A 21,406-nucleotide genomic window follows, 5' to 3' on the forward strand; every position below is an offset into this window, starting at 1 on the left:
GTGCGGTCGACCGGGTCGGCGTCTCATAGGGTGGCGACTCGATGACGGACAGTGTGAACTCCAGTGTGGTGCGAAACGCCGTCGGGACTTGACAGGAGCCGAGTCTAGGCACGAAGTTAGGTTAGGTTAGCCTAACCCCCGGCTGTCCATGGTCCGAGACCCTGATCGAAAGACGACACGAATGTCTGAGCACCCCTCTCCCCGTCGCCTCTCCCGCCGGGGGCTGCTCGCCGTCGGCGGTGCCGCCGTGGCCGCCGCGCTCGTCGGCTGCGGCCGCGACGATGCCTCCGGAACCAACGGCGACAACGCCTCCGGGCCCTGGTCGTTCACCGACGACCGCCCCGAGGAGGTCACCGCCGACGCCCGGCCGGAGCGGGTGGTCGCCTTCACCGGTTCCGCCGCGGCACTTGTCGACTTCGGACTCGGCCGCGAGATCGTCGGCGTCTTCGGTGAGACGAAGAAGGCCGACGGCAGCGTCGAGCCGCAGGCCGGTGACCTGGACGTGGAGAGCGTGGAGATCCTCGGCAACGTCTGGGGCGAGTTCAGCGTCGAGAAGTACGCCGCCCTCCGCCCGGAGCTGCTGGTCACCCACATGTACGACCCGGGCGCCTACTGGTACGTCCCCGACGAGAGCAAGGACAAGATCCTGCCGCTGGCGCCGGTGGTGACCATCACCACCGCGCGGGTGCCGATGACCAAGCCCATCGAACGGTACGCCCAGCTCGCCGAGTCCCTCGGCGCCGACCTGTCGGCACCGAAGGTCACCGACGCCAAGGCCCGGTTCGAGGCCGCCGCCGAGGCGGTCCGCCAGGCCGTCGCGGCCAACCCCGGCATCAAGGTGATGGCCGCCTCCGGCAGCCCCGACCTGTTCTACGTCTCCAACCCGAAGGTCAGCACCGACCTGATGTACTTCGCCGAACTCGGCGTCGACATCGTGGTGCCGACCAAGCTGGAAGCCGGCGACTACTTCGAGGCGCTCAGCTGGGAGAACACCGGCAAGTTCCCCGCCGACCTGATCCTGCTCGACAACCGCAGCACCGCCCTGCAACCCACCGACCTGGCCGCCAAGCCCACCTGGAAGCAACTGCCCGCCGTGCAGGCCGGGCAGGTCACGCCGTGGGACGCGGTGCCCCGCTTCTCGTACGCGGGCGCGGCTCCGCTGCTGGAGAACCTCGCCAAGGCGATTCGGGGGGCGAAGAAGCTCACCTGACGCCGCCGGGCGGCCGGCCACGGTCGACCACCGCACCGGCCGCCCCGCCACCGCCCTCCCAGAATCGCAGTGCCCGCCGCCCACCTGTCGTGCGGCGGGTTCCGGCTGCCCGAAAACCGAACCGCCGAGCGTGGAGGACACGTCCATGACCCTGCCGGTGCACACCGCCGAGGCAACGCCGACCCACCCGAAGCCCGAGACCACACCCGCCCGGGCACACCTGCTCAACGCCGACACGGTCGAGCAGTACCGCCGCGCGGTGGCCGCCGGCACCGACCGGGTGGCCCGTCGGGTGGCGGAGGCGAACGGACCCTTCACCGGCGTACGCCCGGACGAACTCGCTCCGCAGGTGGAGGCGATCGATCTGGACCGGCCGTTGGGCGACACCACCGCCGCGCTCGACGAACTGGAGGACGTCTACCTGCGCGACGCGGTCTGGTTCCACCACCCTCGTTACCTGGCCCACCTCAACTGCCCCGTGGTGATCCCGGCGCTGCTCGGCGAGGCGGTCCTCAGCGCCGTCAACTCCTCCATGGACACCTGGGACCAGAGCGCCGGCGGCACCCTGATCGAGCGCCGGCTCATCGAGTGGACCGCCGACCGGATCGGTCTCGGCCCGGCCGCCGACGGTGTGTTCACCAGCGGTGGCACCCAGTCCAACCTGCATGCTCTGCTGCTGGCCCGGGAGGAGGCGCTGGCCGCCGCGACGCCCGCCGACCGACGGATCCTGCTGCCCCAGCTGCGGATCATCGCCTCGGCGGCCGGTCACTTCAGCGTGCAGAAGGCGGCAAAGCTGCTCGGCCTGGCACCGGATGCGGTCGTGGTGGTGGAAACGGGCCCCGACCGGCGGATGCGCCCCGGCGCGGTCCGCCACGAGATCGCCCGCTGCCGGCGCGCCGGACTGACCGTCATGGCGGTGGTGGCCACCGCCGGCACCACCGACTTCGGCACCATCGACCCGCTCGACGACATTGCCGAGGTGTGCGCGACGTCCGGCGTCTGGCTGCACGTCGACGCCGCGTACGGCTGCGGGTTGCTGGTCTCGCCCACCCGCCGGCACCTGCTCGACGGCATCGAACGCGCGGACTCGGTGACTGTCGACTACCACAAGTCCTTCTTCCAGCCGGTCAGCTCCAGTGCGCTGGTGGTCCGCGACCGGCGGACCCTGCGGCACGCCACCTGGCACGCCGACTACCTCAACCCGGCCCGGATGGTCGCCCAGCGCATCCCCAACCAGGTCGACAAGAGCCTGCAGACCACCCGCCGGTTCGATGCGCTCAAACTCTGGCTGACCCTGCGGGTGATGGGGCCCGACGCCGTCGGTGAGCTGTTCGACGAGGTGTGCGACCGGGCCGCGCAGGCGTGGGAGCTGGTCGCCGCCGACCCGCGTTTCGAGGTGCTGACCCGGTCACAGCTGAGCACCGTGGTGTTCCGCTGGCGACCCACCGGACCCGGCCGGGACCTGGCCGACGCGGCCAACCTGCGGGCCCGCGAGGCGTTGGCCGCCTCCGGTCTCGCCGTGGTCGCCGGCACCCGGGTCGACGGCCGGCAGTACCTCAAGTTCACCGTCCTGAACCCGGCCACCACCACCGAGGACGTCGCCTACGTGCTGGACCTGATCGCCGAGCATGCCGGCCGTCACGTGCACGAACACGCCCGCGCGGCCACCGCCGACCTGACCTGCCCGGTCGGCTGACCGTGCCACCTGCTGACCCGAGCCTGGAGGGCCGGATGGAAAGCTACGACTTCATCGGGATCGGCCTCGGGCCGTACAACCTCGGCCTGGCCTGCCTGACCGCACCCATCGCCGACCTCGACGGGCTGTTCCTGGAGGCCCGCGACGACGTCTCCTGGCATCCCGGCATGCTGCTGGAGTCGTCCCGGTTGCAGACGCCGTTCCTGGCCGACCTGGTCACCCTCGCCGACCCCACCTCGCCCTTCTCCTTCCTCAACTACCTCAAGGAGATCGGCCGGCTCTACCCCTTCTACATCCGGGAGAACTTCTTCCCGCTGCGGGTCGAGTACGACGCGTACTGCCGCTGGGCCGCCGCCAAACTGCCAAACCTGCGGTTCGGTCACCAGGTCACCGCCGTCGAGTACGACCCGGCCGACGACCGGTACGTGGTGACCGCCACCGCCGACGGCGCCACCGTCACCCACCGGGCCCGGCACCTGGTGCTCGGCACCGGCACCCCGCCACACCTGCCGGGCGCCTGCGCCGGGCTGAACTCCGACGCGGTGCACAACTCCCGGTACCTGGAACACCGGGACGCGTTGCGGGCCAAGCGGAGCATCACGATCGTCGGCAGCGGGCAGAGCGCCGCCGAGATCTACCACGATCTGCTCGGCGACATCCACCATCACGGTTACCAGCTGAACTGGGTGACCCGCTCGCCCCGCTTCTTCCCGCTTGAGTACACCAAGCTCACGCTGGAGATGACCTCGCCGGACTACGTGGACTACTTCCACGCGCTGCCCGAGCCCACCCGGTACCGGCTGGAGGCCGACCAGAAAGGGCTGTTCAAGGGGATCTCCGCCGAGTTGGTCAACGATATCTACGACCTGCTCTACGCCTCCAGCATCAACGGCCCGGTGAACACCCGGTTGCTTACCAACACCGAGCTGACCGGGGTCACCCACGACGAGAGCACCGGCGTGCACACCCTCCGGCTGCGCCACGTCGAGCAGGAGCGGGACTTTACAGTGGACACCGAGGGGCTGGTGCTGGCCACCGGCTACCGGTACGAGGTGCCCGCGTTCCTGGAGCCGGTCCGGGACCGGCTGCGCTTCGACCACCACGGTCGGCTCGACGTCGCCCGCAACTACAGTGTGGACTCCACCGGGCGTGGCGTGTTCCTGCAGAACGGGGGCACCCACACGCACAGCATCACCTCGCCCGATCTCGGCATGGGTCCGTACCGCAACAGCTGGATCATCCGGGAACTGCTCGGCCGCGAGCCGTACCCGATCGAGAAGTCGATCGCCTTCCAGGACTTCGGGGTGACCGGGTGACCCAGCTCGTCTACACCCGCCACGATCGGCGACTCGGCGAGTTCGCCCTGCGTACGCTCGACGTGGCTGCCGACGCGCCGCTGCTGCACCGGTGGGTCACCCACCCCAAGGCGGCGTTCTGGCTGATGCAGGACGCCGACGTCGACACCGTGGCCGCCGAGTACCAGCTCATCGCCGATCATCCGCACCACGAGGCGTACCTCGGTCTGTGGCGGGGCGAGCCGGCGTTCCTCGCCGAACGCTACGATCCGGCGCGCGTCGAGCTGGTCGGCCTGCATGACGCCCGGCCGGGCGACGTCGGGATGCACTTCCTCTGCGCGCCCGCCGACGCTCCCGTGTCCGGCTTCACCCGGGCGGTCATCACCACCGTGATGGCCTGGCTTTTCGCCGATCCTGCCACGGCGCGGGTCGTGGTCGAGCCGGACGTGCGTAACACCGCCGTGCACGCGCTCAACGCGGCGGTCGGCTTCGAGGTGGTCGGACCGGTCACCAAGCCGGAGAAGACGGCCCTGCTGAGTGTCTGCACCCGGCAGCGGTTCCTGGCCGCGACCCGAGACGAAGGAGTACCGGCATGACCTCGCGCTCACCCGTCGCCCACCTGCGCCCGCAGACCTGGGAGCGGGCCAACCGCCTGCTGGTGCGCAAGGCGCTGGCCGAGTTCACCCACGAGCGCCTGCTCACTCCCGAACCGGACGGCCCGGCTGCCGCCGACGGCGCCGGCCGCCGCTGGTACGCCGTCACCGCCGCCTCCGGCGCGGTCCGGTACCGGTTCGCGGCCCGGGTGCTGACCCTGGAGCACTGGGACATCGATCCGGAGAGCATCACCCGGCACCGGGACGGCGAGCCGCTGCCGCTGGACGCGGTCGACCTCTGCCTCGACCTGCGCGACGCGCTCGGCCTCACCGACCGGATCCTGCCGGTCTACCTTGAGGAGATCACCTCCACCCTCGCCGGCCTGGCATACAAGCTGGACAACGCGCTGCCCAGCGCGGCGAAGCTGGTGGAGGCCGACTTCCAGACCATCGAGACGTCGATGACCGAGGGCCACCCCTGCTTCGTGGCCAACAACGGGCGACTCGGCTTCGGTGTCGACGAGTACCACAGGTACGCCCCCGAGGCTGCCCACCCGGTCCGGCTGGTCTGGCTCGCCGCCCACCGCGACCACGCCACCTTCACCAGCGCCGCCGACCTGGACGAGGAGACGCTGCTGCGTGCCGAGCTGGGCGAGGAGACCCTCGCCCGCTTCGCCGCGACCATGACCGAGCTGGGCCTGGACCTCGCCGACTACCACCTCATTCCGGTGCACCCCTGGCAGTGGTGGAACAAGCTGTCGGTCACCTTCGCCGGCGAGGTGGCGCGTCGCCGGCTGGTCTGCCTCGGTGAAGGCCCCGACGAGTACCTCGCCCAGCAGTCCATCCGTACCTTCTTCAACGTCAGCCATCCGGAGCGGCACTACGTCAAGACGGCGCTGTCCGTGCTGAACATGGGCTTCATGCGGGGGCTGTCGGCCGCGTACATGGAGGCCACTCCGGCCATCAACGACTGGTTGGCCGACCTGATCGACGGCGACGAGGTGTTCCGAGCCACCGGGCTGACCATCATCCGGGAGCGGGCCGCCGTCGGCTACCGGCACCGCCAGTACGAGGCCGCCACCGACCGCTACTCGCCGTACCGGAAGATGCTTGCCGCGCTCTGGCGGGAGAGCCCGGTGCCCGACCTGGCTGACGGCCAGCGACTGGCCACCATGGCGTCACTGCTGCACGTCGACGCCGACGGGCGGTCGTTCGCCGCCGAGCTGATCGCCGCCTCCGGGCTGGCGCCGGGGGTGTGGCTGCGCCGCTACCTGGACGCCTACCTGACTCCGCTGCTGCACGCGTTCTACGCCTACGACCTGGCGTTCATGCCACACGGCGAGAACGTCATCCTGGTGCTGCGCGACGGGGCCGTGGAGCGGGCGATCTTCAAGGACATCGCCGAGGAGATCGTGGTGATGAGCGCTGCGGCGCAGCTACCACCGGCGGTGGAGCGGGTCCGCGCCGACATTCCGGAGGACATGAAGCTGCTGTCGATCTTCACCGACGTCTTCGACTGCTTCTTCCGCTTCCTCGGCGCGACCCTGGCCGATCAGGGCGTCATCGGCGAGGAGGAGTTCTGGCGTACGGTGGCCGACTGCGCCACCGAGTACGCCGGCCGGGTACCCCACCTGGCCGACCGGCTGACCCGCTACGACCTGTTCGCCCCGGAGTTCGCGCTGTCCTGCCTCAACCGGCTTCAGCTGCGCGACAACCAGCAGATGGTCGACCTCGCCGACCCGTCCGCAGCCCTGCAACTGGTCGGTGGTCTGACCAATCCGATCGCCCGCTTCGCACCGTCCTGACCTGCGGCACACCCAGGTCCCGCCCCGGTGACGGCCGTTGCCGGGGCGGTTGCGGATCAACCGGGGTGTGGGCCGAGCTGGTCGATGGTGTAGCCGTCGGGGTACGTCCTCGTGCTGATCACCCCGTCGGTGAACAGCGGCTCGGCGCGGGGCCGGCCCAGATGGCGCAGCAGCCACGCCCGGACGCGTAGCCCGGCGTGCAGCCCGGCCCGCACCGGCCAGGCCGGCCGGGCGACCCGGGTGGCCGCGCGCAGTCGGTCGTCGTACAGCGCGGCGACCAGGGCGTCGCCGATCGGAGTCAGGGGGCGCGGCAGCCGGCCGAGCAGCAGCCCCCGGGTGGCCCGCTCGATCGCCGCCGCGTCGTCGTTGGGCCGCAGGTGTGCCGCGTCGTACGCGTCGAACCAGCCGACGAACTCCTGATAGGTCTCCGGGATGTCCGTGATCCCCATCCGGTGGCCAAGTTCCCGGTAGAAGACGTGGGTGGCGCGCCGCTCGTGGCAGCAGGTACGGCGCCAACCGTACCTGTCGATCCACCGGGTCGGGATCACCACCAGGCAGCCGAGCACATAGCGGTAGTGGTCGTTGTCGATGCCGTACGGGCGGTGGATCTGGTTGACCCGACGCAGCGCGGAGCGCCCGCGCGGATGGTCGAAGCCGTTGAGCACCATCTCGTACATCAGCAGGCCGGTGTCGTCGATGCGCTTGCGGGTCCGCCGGGTCAGCTCGCCGGTGGCGGTGTGCACGGCGGCGATCTCCGGGATCGAGAAGGAGCGGTTGAACGCCAGGTTGAGCCCGAGCCGCAGGTCCCAGCAGAACTCGTGGCGCAGCATGGTCTGGTAGATCGCCAGGTGGTCACGCTCGGGGTCGAGCGACCGGATGCGCGCCAGGTTGGCGTGACGGTCTCGCAACGGCGGCTCCTCCGATGATGTTCCACTGTCGGCCCTGCCGGCTGGCCTGGGCCTGGCTGGCTGGTCCGGCCAGGGCCGGCGGTGCGGCCGTCGGCAGGCTGGTCATGCCCCGGCCAGTTCGGTCAGGTCGCGGTCGAGCAGCTCGGCCAGCAGGGTGTGCCGGCCCGGGTCGTTGTCAGGGGTGATGCCCCGGCTGGGCATCTCCACGGTCATCAGCAGGTGCAGGTGCATCCGGTACAGCGCGAGCCGGCGGCGGGCCCCGTCGTCGAAGACCAGTGGCCCGCCGGTGGCCTCGGCGTATCCGCGCAGGAACGGGTGCGTCGGTTCGTCCTCGGCGCAACGGAACAGCAGCGGAGAGACCAGATCGAGCAGCGGATCGCCGTAGAGGAACCGTTCGCCGTCGACCAGGCCACACATCCGGTAGACACCGTCGCCGTCCAGGGCGGCGAGGACGTTGCCGTCCCAGCAGTCGAAGTGCAGCAGCGCCGGCCGGCGTACCGTGTCGAGCAGTTCGCGGTGCCGGGCCACAAGCACCCGGAACCGTTCCGGCGGCGCGGGCAGCGTCACCTCCCAGTCGGCCGCGTCGGCGAGCAGGTCGTCGATGATCGCCGCGAACGCGGCCGACCAGGTCGCCCCGCCGGTGCGGCCGGCGTCGTAGCCGAACCGGTCGCCGGTGATCCGATGCAGGGCGGCCGTGGCCGCGCCCAGGTCGGCGCGGACCGCCGCGTCGTCGCCGTCCAGCTCGGGCAGGGCCCGGCCGGGCAGTCGGCCGGTGACCAGCCACTCACCGAGTCGCCGGTCGTGGCCGTGGTGCAGCACCGGCGGCACCGGCACCTGCGGTGCCCGCTCGGCGACCAGCCGGAAGTACCGGGCCTCGGCGGCGAGCAGGTCGGTCTCGTAGCGCAGCAGCCGGGCGGTGGGCGGCGGGGCGACCTTGAGCACGACGTCCCGGTGGCCTGGTTGCGCGCGGCCCGCCTCCGGCCGGTCGCCGTCGAGGCGGACCCACCACACCGCGGCGAAGCCGCCACCGGACAGCGGCCCGCAGTCGGCCACCCGCCGATCCGGACCGAACGAGCACCGTACGAAGTCGACCACGTCGTCGGGGGAGAGGACCCGCTGCGTCGGACTGACCGGTGCCACCCGGACAGCGTAGGCCGCGCTCCGCCCGCTGTCCGTCCCGTGCCCGCCGGCCCCACCCGGGGTGCGGCCGGCGGGCGGTACGGGTCAGCCGTCGGTCACCACCCCGGTCAGCACCACCTCCGGCACCGGCCCGTCAGTGGCGTGGTTCGGCCGACGGGGCCGGCGCGTACTCGAGGACGATCCCCTTCAGATATCGCGGGTTGGTGGGAAGATCGGCCGCTCCCACCGCGAACATCAGCGGGCTGCCCGGGACGCTGTCGAGCCCGTGCAGGCTCATGCCGACGGCGTCGGGCGGCTGCGGCACCGGGACGCGGGCCCACCCGCCCGTGCGGTACGTGACGAGCGACGGGCTCGGCGTTGGCGAGTTGTCGATCAGCCACGGCCGTCCGGCCAGGTCGGTGACCACGTCGGGCAGCGCGCCACCTTGCGCGTACCTGAGCAGTTCGAACGATCCACCGCTCGCGCGCACGGCCAACCCGCCGTCGCCCACCGCCCACAGATCGCCGGACGAGTGACCCGCGAGCGCGCCGAACGAGGATTCCTCCTCATTGACGCCCACCTGGACGGTGCGCCAGGCGGAGCCGTTCCAGTGGAAGAGCAACGGGCCCTTGAAGCCCTGCCACGCGCCGTTGCCGGCGGCCCAGACGTTGTCCGGGCCGAAGGCCTTGATCGCGGTGAAGGTGCAGAAGTTCGGCATCCCACCGAAGGACGTGCCGCCGGTGCGACATTCGGCGGGCGGCTGGTGTGACCGCCAGGATCGTCCGTCCCACTGCTCGATGATCACATTGCTGAGGTCGTTGCCCACCAACCACGTCTGTCCGCCGCCGACGGTGAGTCCGGTGATGAGTGCAAGGCTTCCGCCGTCGCCCCGTGCGAACGGCACCTCGCGCCAGGCGCTGCCGTCGTAGTGCAGGACGTGCGTCACCTGCTCCTCCGGGGTGGCGGCGGCGGTGCTGCCCACCGCCCAGACATTCGACGGCGAGTCGGCCGCGACGAGGTCGAGCCGCCCGTGCCAAGAGATCGCCGGCAGCGGCGCGCGGGCCCAGCTTCTTCCGTCCCACTGAAGGATCACCGGGGTGCCGGTGTCGTCCGGCTGGGCGGGCGAGTAAGCCTCGCTGCCGACGGCCCACGCGTGCCTCGCGTCCACCGACACCACGTCCCACAGCACGCTTGTGGGCCCGGCCAGCTCCGGCAGCGTGGCCAGTCGCCAGCTCGGTGCCGGCGGGCTGGTGACGACGGCTTCGGGGGATCCGCCGACGGCTGTCCCAGCGGGGACCGAGTTGTCCGTGCCGGCCGGTCCGCCGGTGCACCCCGACACCAGCACGACCACGGCCATCGTCACGGCAATCTTGCGCATGGCACCGATGATCGCATCGCGATGCCACAGCCTCCGCCGGACTGGTCAGCGCCGGACATCGGCGAGCGCCTCGGCGATCATGCGATGGCCCTGCGCCTCGAAGGCGCAGGTCACCTCAAGGACCGTGGTGGCCACCAGACCCCAGCTGTGGTCTGCCTCGACAGTCGCCCCCGGAAGCCACCGCGCCAGCAGCGTGCGCTGCCGGCGGGTGAGGTTTCCGAACGCCGGTGACACGGCGGAGACGATACGGTCCGACCGCCGGAACGGTCAGCCCCTTCGGGGCTCGGCGCGCTCGACCGTGAGTGCGGTCCACGACACGGGCGGCAGCTCGACGGTGAGCAGGCCGTCGGCGAGCCGCGCGGTGTCGTTGGTCCGCAGCCCGACCCGGTGCGGGTCGCGCAGGTCGTTGGCGGCGTGTACGTCGGTGTCCCAGATCCCCCGGGCCGAGACCGCACCGGTCGGCTGGAACGCGCCGAGGTCGATCGTCACGGTGGTGGCCTCGGTGAGGTGCCGATTCTGCAGGAACACCGACAGCTCGGCGCCGTCGCTGGTCGCGGCGGCGGCCACCACCGGCACCGAGCCGAAGGTGGCAGTGGTCGTCTCGTCGGCGTCGGCCAGCACCCGCAGCGCGTCGCCCCGAGCGGCGTGCGAGGTCACCGAGAACGGGAAGAACGTCGTCTGCCGCCAGGCCGGCCCGCCCGGCTCCGTCATGATCGGCGCGATGACGTTGACCAACTGCGCGAGGTTCGCCGAGGTGACCCGGTCGGCGTGGTTGAGCAGCGAGATCAGCAGACCGCCGAGGACCACGGCGTCCGCGACGGTGTACCGGTCCTCCAGCAGGCGTGGTGCGACCGGCCACTCGTCGATGGTGAACGTGCGGGCCTGTTCCTGCCAGCGGGACATGTACCAGACGTTCCACTCGTCGAACGCGAGGTCCACCCGCTTGGTCGAGCGCTTCACCGTGCGTACGTGGTCGACGGTCGCGACCACCGACTCGATGTAGGTGTCCATGTCGACCCCGGAGGCGAGGAAACTCGCGAGATCCCCGTCGTGTTCCTGGTAGTACGCGTGGCAGGAGATGTAGTCGACGTCGTCGTAGGCGTGGGTCAGCACCACGCGTTCCCACTCACCGAAGGTCGGCATGCCCCGGCCGGACGATCCGCAGGCGACCAGCTCCAGATCCCGGTCCACCTGTCGCATCGCCTTCGCCGTCATCGACGCGAGCTTGCCGTAGTCGGTCGCGTCGCGGTGGCCGAGCTGCCAGGGGCCGTCCATCTCGTTGCCGAGGCACCACATGGCGATCCCGAACGGCTTCTCCCGGCCGTTGGCGGCCCGTTGCGCGGCGCGGGCGGTGCCGGCCGGCAGGTTGGTGTACTCCAGCAGCTCGACGGCTTCCTTCGGGCCCCGGGTGCCGAGGTTCACGGCCAGCATCAGCTCGCTGCCCACCAGGTCGAGCCAGTGCTGGAACTCGTGCAGGCCGACCTCGTTGGTCTCGGTGGAGTGCCAGGCGAGATCGAGCCGGCGCGGCCGCTCGCCCACCGGCCCGACACCGTCCTCCCAGTTGTAGCCGGAGACGAAGTTGCCCCCCGGGTACCGGACCGTGCTGACCCCGAGTTCCTTGACCAGATCGATCACGTCGCGCCGGAATCCGTCCGGTCCGGCGCTCGGATGCCCGGGCTCGTGGATGCCGTCGTAGATGTGGCGACCGAGGTGCTCGACGAAACCGCCGAAGAGTCGGCGACGGACCGGGCCGATGGTGAAGGCCGGGTTGATGGTGAGGTGCGCGCGGGGCATGGGGCTCCTAACGATGATCACTCACGATAACGTTTTCGGTGGCGGTAGACGAGCCCTCGGCCGGGCCGCGAGCCCCCACTACTCGCGTCACCTCGGGGCGGGCCCGGTGCTGTCCCGACGGATCAGTTCGGCGGCGAGCGACTCGACCCGAGGGCTGGCGGCGCCCGGGTCGAGAGCCAGGGCCATCGCCCGGGCACCCATCTCCACCAGCGGCAGTCGCACCGTGGTCAGCGCCGGCGTAACGTCGCGGGCCATCGGCATGTCGTCGAACCCGAAGACGCTGACCTGCTGCGGCACCGGCACCGCGCGGGCGCGCAGCAGCGCCAGCGCCCCGATGGCCATCGAGTCGTTGAGCGCCGCGATCGCGGTCAGGCCGGGCTCCGCGTCGAGCAGCGCGGCGGTGGCCTCGGCACCGCCGTCACGGTCGAAATCGGCGTACCGGATGCGGTGTTCCGGCAGGTCAAGGCCGTGTTCGGCGAGTGCCGCGCGCAACCCGGTGAGCCGGTCGGTGATGGTGGTCAGCACCCGGGGCCCGGCCACCACACCGATGTGTTCGTGGCCGAGGCGGCACAGCTCCCGACCGAGGAGTCCGCCACCGCCCCGGTTGTCCGGCATCACCGCGTCACCGGAGTGCTCGTGGCGGCCGATCACCGTGACCCGGCCACCGGTGGCCTCGTACGCGGCGAGCTTGCCGTTGAGCAGCCGGGTGAAGTCGGCGTCGTGGTATCCCGAACCGGCCAGGACGATGGCGGCGACCTGCTGGCCCCGCAACAGCTCGACGTACTCCAACTCCCGCTCCGGGTCGCGGTAGCTGTTGCAGATCATCAACAGGCGGCCCTGGTCGGTGGCGACCCGTTGCAGGCCGCGGGTGATCTCCGAGAAGTACGGGTCGGAGACGTCGTGCACGATCACTCCGACGGCGCCGCGGTGCGACCGGGCCAGCAATTGGGCGTGCGCGTTGGGCACGTACTGCAACTCGGCGACGGCCTGCAAGACCCGTTCGCGTAACTCCTCGGTGACCGGCTTGCTGCTGCCGTTGATCACGCGGGAGGCGGTGGCGGGTGAGACACCGGCCCGTCGGGCCACATCGGACAGCGTCGCCACACCCGCCCCCTCACGCGTCGCGCCGGCCGCTGTCGCGGCGACCAGCGACACCGTACCGCAGCGCGGAGCCTTTTCCGGGGCGTGGTTCGCGCAGGTCAAGGCCGCGGGTCCGGGCGGTCCGTCCGGTCTCCGCCGCGCGGTCAGGGAACCGTGCCCCGGGCGAGGAGATGGGCGCTCGCCGCGACCAGGGTCGGCTCCCCTCGGAAGACGTGGGCGAGCCGCAGGGCGGCGGCGTACACGGTCTCCGCCGTCGGCCCGTGCGCGGCCGCTTCGGCGGCGATCCAGGCCGGTCCCTCGACGCCGTCGACGGCCAGCTCGACCAACCCGGCGGTACGGCATTCGTCGAGGAGTTCCTCGACCCGGTGGAAGTAGGCGTGGGTGAAACCCAGACGCGCGTCGTTCCGGCCGTCGGTGAGCAGCACCTCGGCTTCCTCGACCGTCCGGTCGTCGAGTCGCCCGGTGGCGGCGAAGTCGAGCGGCCCGGCGAACCGCGAGATCGCGGCGGCGAGGACGCGTCCGCCGGGTCGCGTGACGCGGAGCGCCTCGGCCAGAGCCCGACACCGGTCGGCGCGCCGCGGCAGGTGATACAGCGGCCCCAGCAGCAGGGTGGCGTCGTAGCTGTCGTCCTCCTCGGGCAGCGCGCGGGCGTCGGCGACATCCGAGTCGATCGCGGGGCTGCCGGCGCGGGCCTGTTCGACGTGCGCCGGCACCAGGTCGAGCAGGCGTACCCGGTAGCCGAGGGCGACGAGGGCCCGGGCGTACGCACCGGGCCCTCCGCCGACGTCCAGGATCCGGGCGGGCGGCGTCGGCAGGTACGCGCGCAGCAGTTCCAACGTCCGGGTCCGCTCCAGCCGGGCCTGTGGCCGCGCGGCGAGCCGCAGATCCTCGCGGTAGCGGTCCGTGTAGTACGCGACGATCTCGTCTGACTGGTCAGCCATCCAGTGATGATCCTCGTTGGGGCGGCGAGATGGCCAGCGGTCTGCTCCTGCCGCCGTCCCCGGCGACGGCTGCGACGGCCGAAAGTACCGCGGTTGGGTAAGCCCTTGCCTGGCCGTCGCGGCACCGCCTAACCTGTGCAGGAAAGCGCTTACCTGATCGGTACGAGCGCCTACGACGGAAGGACCCTCATGACCCGCAGGTCGATCGGCATCATCGTGAACGGCGTCACCGGCCGGATGGGATACCGGCAGCATCTGGTGCGCTCCCTGCTGGCCATCCGTTCCGCCGGTGGTGTGCCGCTGGCCGACGGCACCACCGTCTGGCCGCATCTCGTCCTCGTCGGCCGCAGCGAGGCCAAGCTGCGCGAGATCGCCGAACGGCACGGCCTGGACGACTGGACCACCGACCTGAGCGCCGCCCTGGCCCGCGACGACATCCAGATCTACTTCGACGCGCAGGTGACCCAGCAGCGGGAGAAGGCCATCCGACAGGCCATCGAGGCCGGCAAGCACATCTACACCGAGAAGCCCCTCGCCGAGGACACCGCCGCCGCCCTGGACCTGGCGCGTGCCGCCCGGGCGGCCGGCGTACGCACCGGCGTGGTGCAGGACAAACTCTTCCTGCCGGGGCTGCGCAAGCTCAAGCGACTGCTCGACGGCGGCTTCTTCGGCCAGGTGCTGTCGGTACGTGGCGAGTTCGGCTACTGGGTGTTCGAGGGCGACTGGCAGCCCGCACAGCGCCCGTCGTGGAACTACCGGGCCGCCGACGGTGGCGGCATCGTGGTGGACATGTTCCCGCACTGGCACTACGTGCTCGCGGAGCTGTTCGGCGAGGTACGCAGCGTCTCGGCCACCATCGCCACGCACATTCCCCGGCGGGTCGACGAGGCCGGGCGGCCCTACGAGGCCACCGCCGACGACGCCGCCTACGGCACCTTCGAGCTGGCGGGCGGCATCATCGCCCAGCTCAACTCGTCCTGGTGCGTCCGGGTGCACCGCGACGAGCTTGTCGAGTTCCAGGTCGACGGCACCGAGGGCAGCGCGGTGGCCGGGCTGCGGCGCTGCCGGGTGCAGCACCGGGCGGTCACCCCGAAGCCGGTCTGGAACCCTGACCTGCCCGCCACCGAGGACTTCCGTTCGCAGTGGACGGAGGTGCCGGACAACGAGGACTTCGACAACGGCTTCAAGGTGCAGTGGGAGGCGTTCCTACGGCACGTCGCCACCGGCGAACCGTTCCCGTGGGACTTCCTGGCCGGCGCCCGTGGCGTGCAGTTGGCCGAACTGGGCCTGCTGTCGGCCCGTGAGGGACGCCGCGTCGAGGTGCCGGAGCTGGCCCTGTGAGCGAGCGAACCAGCAGGCTCGGTAGCGCCGAGGTGACCCTGCCCGGCGGCCGGCGGATCCGGCTGTCCGGCGGCAGCGGGCATCCCCGCCCCGACGGCCCGCCGCGCACCCGCATCGCGTACGCCGCCGCGCACGTGGTGGCCGACCCGGCCGCCGACAACACCCCGGGCACCCCGGCGGTCCTGGACTGGGACCGCACCCTCGCCTTCCGTCGGCACCTGTGGTCGTACGGCCTGGGGGTGGCCGAGGCGATGGACACCGCGCAGCGCGGCATGGGTCTGGACTACCCGGCCACCCGGGAGCTGATCCGCCGCAGCGCGGCGGAGGCCCGGTCCGTCGGCGGGCGGATCGTTGCCGGAGCCACCACCGACCAGTTGCCGCCCGGCCCGGCGACGCTCGCCGAGGTCACCGCCGCCTACCGGGCGCAGCTCGAAGACGTGCAGGCCGCCGGGGCGGTGCCGGTGCTGATGTGCAGCCGGCACCTGGCCGCCGCCGCCCGCGGCCCCGAGGACTACCTGCGGGTGTACGACGAACTGCTGCACGCCGCCGACGGGCCGGTGGTGCTGCACTGGCTGGGTCCGATGTTCGACCCGGCGCTGTCCGGTTACTGGGGCACCGCCGACCTGGACCTGGCCGCCGACACCGTCGTCGAGCTGCTCAAGGCCCACGCGGCCCGGGTGGACGGCATCAAGGTGTCGTTGCTCGACGCCGGGCGTGAGGTGGCGTTGCGCCGCCGGCTGCCAGCGGGCGTACGCCTCTACACCGGCGACGACTTCCACTACCCGGAACTGATCCGGGGTGACGACGCCGGCCACTCCGACGCGCTGTTGGGGGTCTTCGCCGCCATCGCGCCGGCCGCGTCGGCCGCGTTCGCCGCCCTCGACCGCGGTGACCTGACCCGGTACGACGAGATCTTCGCTCCTACCGTGCCGCTGGCCCGGCACCTGTTCGCCGCACCCACCTGGTACTACAAGACCGGCATCGTCTTCCTCGCCTGGCTGGCCGGGCATCAGGAGCACTTCACAATGGTCGGCGGATTGCAGTCCGGCCGTTCCCCGGAGCACCTGGGCACCCTGCTCAGCCTCGCCGACGCCGCCGGGCTGCTGCCCGACGCCGAGCTGGCTGCCGCCCGCGCCCGGGCCTTCTTCACCGTGGCCGGGGTGCCCCAGTGACCGGGCCTGCTCACGCGGCTGAGCGGGCTCACGGGGCCGGGCCGGCGAGCCGGGCGGCCCTGCGCCGGTTCTCGTTCAACCAGGCGACCGCCCAGCACTGGCCGCTGCCGGACGTGGTCGCCGGTTGTGTCGCCGCCGGCGTGCCAGGCGTCGGCCTGTGGCGGGAACCGGTCGCCGAGTACGGTCTCGGCCGCGCCGCGAAACTGGTCCGCGACGCCGGGCTGGCGGTCACCACCCTGTGCCGGGGCGGGTTCTTCACCGCCGACGACTGGCGGGAGCAGAACCTGCGCGCCATCGACGAGGCGGCCACGCTCGGCGCACCGGTGCTGGTCCTGGTCTCCGGCGGCCTGCCCGCCGGCAGCCGGGACATCGACGGCGCCCGCGCCCGGGTCGCCGACGCGATCGCCGAACTCGCCCCGCACGCCGACGCCGCCGGGGTGACCCTGGCCATCGAACCGCTGCACCCGATGTTCGCCGCCGACCGGTGCGTGATCTCCACCCTCGGTCAGGCGCTGGACATCGCCGAGCGGTTCGACCCGGGCGTGGTCGGTGTGGTGGTGGACGCGTACCACGTGTGGTGGGACGACACCGTCCACGACCAGATCGCCCGCGCGGGGGAGTGGATCGCCGCGTTCCAGGTCTGCGACTGGATCACCCCGCTGCCGGAGGGGGTGCTGCTCGGCCGGGCGCTGCCCGGCGACGGCTGCATCGAGTTGCGCCGGCTACGCGAGGAGGTCGACGCGGCCGGCTACGCCGGCCCGATCGAGGTGGAGGTCTTCAACGCCGAGGTCTGGGCACGCCCCGGCGAGCAGATCCTGGCCGCCGCCATCGACGGCTACCTGCGCGAGGTCGCCTGAACGGCGTCGGCAACCGGTCGCCCCCGGGCCGGATGGTCGCCCGAGCCGGCCTGGAAGCGGGTCAGCTCGTCGTGGTGCGGGTGGCGAGCGCGTCGACCAGGCGTCGGGTGGAGCCGGCGAGGTTCCACCGCTCGGCCAGGTCGAGCAGCCGTTCCGGGTCGGCCGGCGACACCGGCAGCTCGGTGGCCAACGGCGGCAGCGGCACGTCCAGGGCGACCTTGACGACCTTCGGCGCCACGGCCAGGTAGTCCCGGGCCGCGTCGAGCTTGGTGCGCAACCCGGGTGCGAAGCCGGCGGCCGGGTCGTCCAGGGCAGCGAGGATGCCGGCGATGTCGCCGTACCTGTCGACCAGCCGGGCGGCGGTCTTCTCGCCGACGCCGGCCACCCCGGGCAACCCGTCGGACGGGTCGCCGCGTAGCGCGGCGAACTCGGCGTACCTGTCGGCCGGCACGCCGTAGCGGGCCCGCACCGCGGCGTCGTCGCAGTCCTCCAGCTTGGCCACCCCCCGCCCGACGTAGAGCAGTCGTACGCCCCGGGCGTCGTCGATCAGTTGGAACAGGTCCCGGTCGCCGGAGACCACCTCGACCGGCCCGGGCTGGGTGACCGAGAGGGTGCCGAGCACGTCGTCGGCCTCGTAGCCGGTCGCGCCGACCACTGTCACACCCAGCGCGTCGAGCACCTCCAGGATCATCGGCACCTGCGGGGAGAGGGTGTCCGGCACCACCTCGCCGCCCTCGGGCGCCACCCGGTGCGCCTTGTACGACGGCAGCAGCGCGACCCGCCAGTCGGGCCGCCAGTCGTGGTCCATCGCGCACACCATCCGCCCCGGCCGCCGGGTGCGCACCAGTTGGGCGAGCATGTCGAGGAACCCGCGTACCGCGTTGACCGGCTGGCCGTCGGCCGTCCTCGCGGCGGACTCGGGAATGCCGAAGTACGCCCGGAAGTAGAGACTGGGCGCGTCGATGAGCATGATCGGGGTCTGCGCTGTCACGTCCGACAGCCTGGCACACCGCACCGACTTTCACGGCGCACGGCAGGTCGACGGTGCGGTCCGGTGCAGCGACGAAGGAGGAGCCGATGACCGTACCGACCCGGCTGACGCTGACCACGGTCAACCTCGACACGCCCGACCCGGCGGCCCTGGCCCGCTTCTACGCGCGCCTGCTCGGCTGGGACATCGCGGTCGAGGAGGCCGACGACGTGATCCTGCGTGCCGCCGACGGTGGGGTCGGGCTGTCCTTCCAGCGGGAACGCGCGTACATGCGGCCGAGTTGGCCGGCGCAGCCCGGCCGGCAGCAGATGATGATGCACCTGGAGATCGGGGTGCAGGACCTGCCGGCGGCGCTGGAGCACGCGCTTGCCTGCGGGGCGACGCTCGCCGCTGCTCAGCCCCAGGAGGACGTCCGGGTCTGCCTGGACCCGGACGGCCACCCGTTCTGCCTCTGGCTGACGGACTGACCCCGCGGTGCCCTCAGCTTCCGCCAGCCGTAGCCCGCCGGCGGCGCTTGGCGACGTACGGCAGCACGAACAGGTACAGGCCGGTGATCATCAGCAGCGCCAGCGGCAGCAGCGGCAGGTACGCGATCCACTCGACCGGATTCTCCTGCGCGAGCGCGACGAAGGTGACGATGACGGTCACCGTGAACACGATCGCCAGCCACCGATGGGTCTGCCGGATCCAGTTGCTCCCACTCATCACGAACCTCCCGGTTGACTCTCCGCACCGGCCCGAGCGGCTGCCCGGCCGGGGATCTACCCTGGTCAAGCTAGTGACGTCCCGGTGGTCGGTGCTTCTCGATTCCTGACCGGTGTGTCGTGGCGGTCCGGCACCGTCCGCGCCAGTCGGCCCAAACGACCGTTAAGCTAGCGGTGTGGGGTTCGAGGAGTTGTATCCGCCGCAGCGGTTGACCACGGCGCAGCGCGCCGTCGCCGCCGCCGGGTTGGACGCGCTGTTGCTCAGCCCCGGATCCGACCTGCGCTACCTGACCGGCTACGACGCGCACGCCGGTGAGCGGCTGACCCTGCTGGTGCTGCCCGCCGAGGGCGAGCCGACGCTTGTCGTGCCGACCCTGGAGCGGCCGGCGGCCGAGGCCTCCCCGGCGCCGGCCACCGGGGTACGCCTCGTCGACCACCCGGACGGCACGGACCCGTACCCACTGGTGACCGCCGCTCTCGGCGGGCCGGTCGGCGCGGTCGGCCTGGCCGACCGGATGTGGGCCGAGCAGGTGCTGGCGCTGCGTGCGGTGCTCCCCGACGCCCGGCAGCGGCTCGCCTCGACCGTCCTGCGGGAGCTGCGCATCCACAAGTCGGCCGCCGAGGTGGAGGCGCTCGCCGAGGCCGGCGCGGCGATCGACGCGGTGCACGCCCGAATGGGGGAGTGGCTGCGACCAGGGCGGACCGAGGTGGAGGTGGCCACCGACATCGCCGCCGCGATCAGGGCGGAAGGCCATGTCACTGTCGACTTCGTCATCGTGGCCGCCGGACCGAACGGCGCCAGCCCGCATCACGGCACCTCCGACCGGCCCATCGGCGCGGGTGAGCCGGTCGTGGTGGACATCGGCGGCACCATGGCCTCGGGTTACCGCTCCGACTGCACCCGCACCTACTGCCCAGGTGGGCCACCACCTGCCGAGTTCGTGGACTACTACGCGGTGCTGCACGAGGCGCAGCGCGCCGCCGTCGCGGCGGTCCGCCCCGGGGTGAGCGCCGCCGCGGTCGACGCCGCCGCCCGCGAACCGATCACCGCGGCGGGCTACGGCGACGCCTTCCTGCACCGCACCGGACACGGCATCGGCCTGGACGGCCACGAGGAGCCGTACGTGGTGGCCGGCAACGACCGCCCGCTGGCGGCGGGAATGGCCTTCTCCGTCGAACCGGGCATCTACCTGGCCGGGCGGCACGGCGCCCGGATCGAGGACATCGTCGTCTGCACGACGGACGGCGTACGACGGCTCAACACCACCCCCACGGAGCTCATCGCGCTATGACTGTCGACCGGATCCTGCCCACCGACGAGGCTCGCGACCTGCTGGAGCTGACCACCGAGCTGGCCGATCGGGAACTCGCGCCGAAGGTGACCGAGTACGAGCAGCGGGCCGAGTTTCCCCGGGAGGTGCTGCGCACGCTGGGCCGGGCGGGACTGCTCGGCCTGCCGTACCCGGAGGAGTACGGCGGCGCCGCCCAGCCGTACGAGGTCTACCTGCAGGTGCTGGAGATCCTGGCCGGCCGCTGGCTGGCCGTGGCCGAGGCGGTCAGCGTGCACACCCTGTCCTGTTACCCGGTCGCCGCGTTCGGCAGCGCGGAACAGCGCAAGCTGCTGCCCGACATGATCGGCGGCGAGTTGCTCGGGGCGTACTGCCTGTCGGAGCCGCAGGGCGGGTCGGACGCCGCGGCACTGACCACCAGGGCGGTGCGCGACGGCGACGGCTATGTCGTCACCGGCACCAAGGCGTGGATCACCCACGCGCAGGTGGCCGACTTCTACAACATCTTCTGCCGTACCGGCGGCCCCGGCCCGAAGGGCGTCTCCTGCCTGCTCGCCGACCGGGCCACGCCGGGTATCCACCCGCAGGCCGCGGAGCGCACCATGGGGCTGCGCTCCTCTCCGGTGGCGCAGCTCGTCTTCGACGAGGCCCGGGTGCCGGCCGACCGGCTGATCGGCGGCGACGGGGCGGGTTTCACCATCGCCATGTCGGCCCTGGACTCCGGTCGGTTGGGCATCGCGGCCTGCGCGGTCGGGCTGGCCCAGGCGGCGCTTGACTACGCGGTGGACTACGCCCGGCAACGCGAGCAGTTCGGCCGGTCGGTCATCGACTTCCAGGGGCTCGGGTTCACCCTGGCCGACCTCGCCACCCAGATCTCCGCCGCGCGGGCGTTGACGCTGGCCGCGGCCCGGCTACGCGACGCCGGGCGGCCGTACTCGATCGAGGCGGCCAAGGCGAAGCTGTTTGCCACGGATGTGGCGATGCGGGTGACAATCGACGCGGTGCAGGTGCTCGGCGGCGCGGGATACGTCGCCGACCACCCGGTCGAGCGGTACCTGCGGGAGGCGAAGGTGCTGCAGATCGTGGAGGGGACCAACCAGATCCAGCGGCTGGTGATCTCCCGCGCGCTGGCGAAGGGCTGACCGAACGCGACCATCCGCCCGCCGAACGCGACGGCGGGCGGCTTTGTCAGTCGCGTCGACCTGTCGTACC

General features: G+C 71.9%; 20 protein-coding genes. 11 read left to right on the top strand and 9 right to left on the bottom strand.

The window, feature by feature from the left end; all coding sequences use genetic code 11:
- Window positions 1-181: 181 nt before the first annotated feature.
- The 5 genes from ACN26Z_RS16585 (at window position 182) to ACN26Z_RS16605 (ending at window position 6,599) form a co-directional block, all read left to right on the top strand.
- On the top strand, window positions 182-1,210 hold the full coding sequence (locus ACN26Z_RS16585) for an ABC transporter substrate-binding protein (RefSeq protein WP_093402337.1): 1,029 nt from the start codon (window positions 182-184) through the stop codon (window positions 1,208-1,210).
- A gap of 145 nt (window positions 1,211-1,355) precedes the next feature.
- Entirely contained in the window at window positions 1,356-2,906 is a 1,551-nt protein-coding gene (locus ACN26Z_RS16590) for a pyridoxal phosphate-dependent decarboxylase family protein (RefSeq protein ID WP_421462129.1), read from the top strand.
- A 35-nt stretch (window positions 2,907-2,941) separates the two neighbouring features.
- On the top strand, window positions 2,942-4,222 hold the full coding sequence (locus tag ACN26Z_RS16595) for a lysine N(6)-hydroxylase/L-ornithine N(5)-oxygenase family protein (protein WP_421462131.1): 1,281 nt from the start codon (window positions 2,942-2,944) through the stop codon (window positions 4,220-4,222).
- Window positions 4,219-4,797, top strand: a complete 579-nt coding sequence (locus ACN26Z_RS16600; RefSeq protein WP_421462133.1) for a GNAT family N-acetyltransferase — start codon at window positions 4,219-4,221, stop codon at window positions 4,795-4,797. The genes ACN26Z_RS16595 and ACN26Z_RS16600 overlap by 4 nt, the downstream gene beginning before the upstream one ends.
- Window positions 4,794-6,599, top strand: a complete 1,806-nt coding sequence (locus ACN26Z_RS16605) for an IucA/IucC family protein (RefSeq protein WP_421462135.1) — start codon at window positions 4,794-4,796, stop codon at window positions 6,597-6,599. The genes ACN26Z_RS16600 and ACN26Z_RS16605 overlap by 4 nt, the downstream gene beginning before the upstream one ends.
- A gap of 56 nt (window positions 6,600-6,655) precedes the next feature.
- On the opposite strand, the gene ACN26Z_RS16610 is transcribed toward ACN26Z_RS16605, so the two are convergent.
- The 7 genes from ACN26Z_RS16610 to ACN26Z_RS16640 all read right to left on the bottom strand — a co-directional run bounded on the left by ACN26Z_RS16610 (window position 6,656) and on the right by ACN26Z_RS16640 (window position 13,840).
- The gene (locus ACN26Z_RS16610) at window positions 6,656-7,507 is read right to left on the bottom strand and encodes an oxygenase MpaB family protein (protein WP_421462137.1); all 852 of its coding nucleotides are present in this window, start codon (window positions 7,505-7,507) and stop codon (window positions 6,656-6,658) included.
- A gap of 102 nt (window positions 7,508-7,609) precedes the next feature.
- Window positions 7,610-8,647 (bottom strand): phosphotransferase, encoded by a 1,038-nt coding sequence (locus ACN26Z_RS16615; RefSeq protein WP_421462139.1) that lies wholly within the window; start codon window positions 8,645-8,647, stop codon window positions 7,610-7,612.
- Window positions 8,648-8,780: 133 nt separating this feature from the next.
- Window positions 8,781-10,004 carry a hypothetical protein gene (locus ACN26Z_RS16620; protein WP_421462141.1) on the bottom strand — a complete coding sequence of 408 codons (1,224 nt, stop codon included), beginning with the start codon at window positions 10,002-10,004 and terminating at the stop codon, window positions 8,781-8,783.
- Window positions 10,005-10,049: 45 nt separating this feature from the next.
- Window positions 10,050-10,238 carry a hypothetical protein gene (locus ACN26Z_RS16625; protein ID WP_421462143.1) on the bottom strand — a complete coding sequence of 63 codons (189 nt, stop codon included), beginning with the start codon at window positions 10,236-10,238 and terminating at the stop codon, window positions 10,050-10,052.
- A 33-nt stretch (window positions 10,239-10,271) separates the two neighbouring features.
- Window positions 10,272-11,798: an alpha-N-arabinofuranosidase gene (locus ACN26Z_RS16630; RefSeq protein WP_421462145.1), complete on the bottom strand. Its 1,527-nt coding sequence runs from the start codon at window positions 11,796-11,798 to the stop codon at window positions 10,272-10,274.
- An 87-nt stretch (window positions 11,799-11,885) separates the two neighbouring features.
- Entirely contained in the window at window positions 11,886-12,902 is a 1,017-nt protein-coding gene (locus ACN26Z_RS16635) for a LacI family DNA-binding transcriptional regulator (RefSeq protein ID WP_282238497.1), read from the bottom strand.
- 140 nt (window positions 12,903-13,042) lie between these two features.
- Window positions 13,043-13,840, bottom strand: coding sequence for a class I SAM-dependent methyltransferase (locus tag ACN26Z_RS16640; protein ID WP_421462147.1), 798 nt, complete (start codon window positions 13,838-13,840; stop codon window positions 13,043-13,045).
- A 189-nt stretch (window positions 13,841-14,029) separates the two neighbouring features.
- On the opposite strand from ACN26Z_RS16640, the gene ACN26Z_RS16645 reads away from it, so the two are divergent.
- The 3 genes from ACN26Z_RS16645 to ACN26Z_RS16655 are packed head-to-tail and all read left to right on the top strand — an operon-like array spanning window position 14,030 to window position 17,210.
- Window positions 14,030-15,181 (top strand): Gfo/Idh/MocA family protein, encoded by a 1,152-nt coding sequence (locus ACN26Z_RS16645; RefSeq protein WP_421462149.1) that lies wholly within the window; start codon window positions 14,030-14,032, stop codon window positions 15,179-15,181.
- Window positions 15,178-16,353 (top strand): dihydrodipicolinate synthase family protein, encoded by a 1,176-nt coding sequence (locus tag ACN26Z_RS16650; protein WP_421462151.1) that lies wholly within the window; start codon window positions 15,178-15,180, stop codon window positions 16,351-16,353. Before ACN26Z_RS16645 ends, ACN26Z_RS16650 begins: the two co-directional genes overlap by 4 nt.
- Window positions 16,354-16,412: 59 nt before the next feature.
- Window positions 16,413-17,210, top strand: coding sequence for a sugar phosphate isomerase/epimerase family protein (locus ACN26Z_RS16655; protein ID WP_421464667.1), 798 nt, complete (start codon window positions 16,413-16,415; stop codon window positions 17,208-17,210).
- Between the two features lie 61 nt (window positions 17,211-17,271).
- On the opposite strand, the gene ACN26Z_RS16660 is transcribed toward ACN26Z_RS16655, so the two are convergent.
- Complete coding sequence (locus ACN26Z_RS16660; protein WP_421464668.1) at window positions 17,272-18,180, bottom strand: 5'-3' exonuclease; 909 nt, start codon at window positions 18,178-18,180, stop codon at window positions 17,272-17,274.
- 107 nt (window positions 18,181-18,287) lie between these two features.
- On the opposite strand from ACN26Z_RS16660, the gene ACN26Z_RS16665 reads away from it, so the two are divergent.
- Window positions 18,288-18,668, top strand: coding sequence for a VOC family protein (locus ACN26Z_RS16665; protein ID WP_421462153.1), 381 nt, complete (start codon window positions 18,288-18,290; stop codon window positions 18,666-18,668).
- Between the two features lie 13 nt (window positions 18,669-18,681).
- Here the strand turns inward: ACN26Z_RS16665 and ACN26Z_RS16670 are convergent, their stop codons facing one another.
- A complete protein-coding gene (locus tag ACN26Z_RS16670; protein ID WP_282238494.1) occupies window positions 18,682-18,906 on the bottom strand; it encodes a hypothetical protein in 225 nt (74 codons plus the stop codon).
- A gap of 175 nt (window positions 18,907-19,081) precedes the next feature.
- Here ACN26Z_RS16670 and ACN26Z_RS16675 point away from each other — a divergent pair, with 175 nt between their 5' ends.
- Window positions 19,082-20,197: a M24 family metallopeptidase gene (locus ACN26Z_RS16675; RefSeq protein WP_282238493.1), complete on the top strand. Its 1,116-nt coding sequence runs from the start codon at window positions 19,082-19,084 to the stop codon at window positions 20,195-20,197.
- A complete protein-coding gene (locus ACN26Z_RS16680) occupies window positions 20,194-21,336 on the top strand; it encodes an acyl-CoA dehydrogenase family protein (RefSeq protein ID WP_396886694.1) in 1,143 nt (380 codons plus the stop codon). Before ACN26Z_RS16675 ends, ACN26Z_RS16680 begins: the two co-directional genes overlap by 4 nt.
- Window positions 21,337-21,406: the final 70 nt, after the last annotated feature.

It is taken from the genome of Verrucosispora sp. WMMD703, assembly GCF_049178935.1.
Lineage (GTDB): Bacteria > Actinomycetota > Actinomycetes > Mycobacteriales > Micromonosporaceae > Micromonospora > Micromonospora sediminimaris.

Excerpts from the sequence above, each read along its gene's own strand:
- ACN26Z_RS16680 (WP_396886694.1), top strand. The coding sequence starts at position 20,194 with ATGACTGTCGACCGGATCCTGCCCACCGACGAGGCTCGCGACCTGCTG.
- ACN26Z_RS16590 (WP_421462129.1), top strand. The coding sequence starts at position 1,356 with ATGACCCTGCCGGTGCACACCGCCGAGGCAACGCCGACCCACCCGAAG.
- ACN26Z_RS16665 (WP_421462153.1), top strand. The coding sequence starts at position 18,288 with ATGACCGTACCGACCCGGCTGACGCTGACCACGGTCAACCTCGACACG.
- ACN26Z_RS16585 (WP_093402337.1), top strand. The coding sequence starts at position 182 with ATGTCTGAGCACCCCTCTCCCCGTCGCCTCTCCCGCCGGGGGCTGCTC.
- ACN26Z_RS16605 (WP_421462135.1), top strand. The coding sequence starts at position 4,794 with ATGACCTCGCGCTCACCCGTCGCCCACCTGCGCCCGCAGACCTGGGAG.
- ACN26Z_RS16660 (WP_421464668.1), bottom strand. The coding sequence starts at position 18,180 with ATGCTCATCGACGCGCCCAGTCTCTACTTCCGGGCGTACTTCGGCATT.
- ACN26Z_RS16670 (WP_282238494.1), bottom strand. The coding sequence starts at position 18,906 with ATGAGTGGGAGCAACTGGATCCGGCAGACCCATCGGTGGCTGGCGATC.
- ACN26Z_RS16620 (WP_421462141.1), bottom strand. The coding sequence starts at position 10,004 with ATGCGCAAGATTGCCGTGACGATGGCCGTGGTCGTGCTGGTGTCGGGG.
- ACN26Z_RS16645 (WP_421462149.1), top strand. The coding sequence starts at position 14,030 with ATGACCCGCAGGTCGATCGGCATCATCGTGAACGGCGTCACCGGCCGG.
- ACN26Z_RS16595 (WP_421462131.1), top strand. The coding sequence starts at position 2,942 with ATGGAAAGCTACGACTTCATCGGGATCGGCCTCGGGCCGTACAACCTC.
- ACN26Z_RS16640 (WP_421462147.1), bottom strand. The coding sequence starts at position 13,840 with ATGGCTGACCAGTCAGACGAGATCGTCGCGTACTACACGGACCGCTAC.
- ACN26Z_RS16630 (WP_421462145.1), bottom strand. The coding sequence starts at position 11,798 with ATGCCCCGCGCGCACCTCACCATCAACCCGGCCTTCACCATCGGCCCG.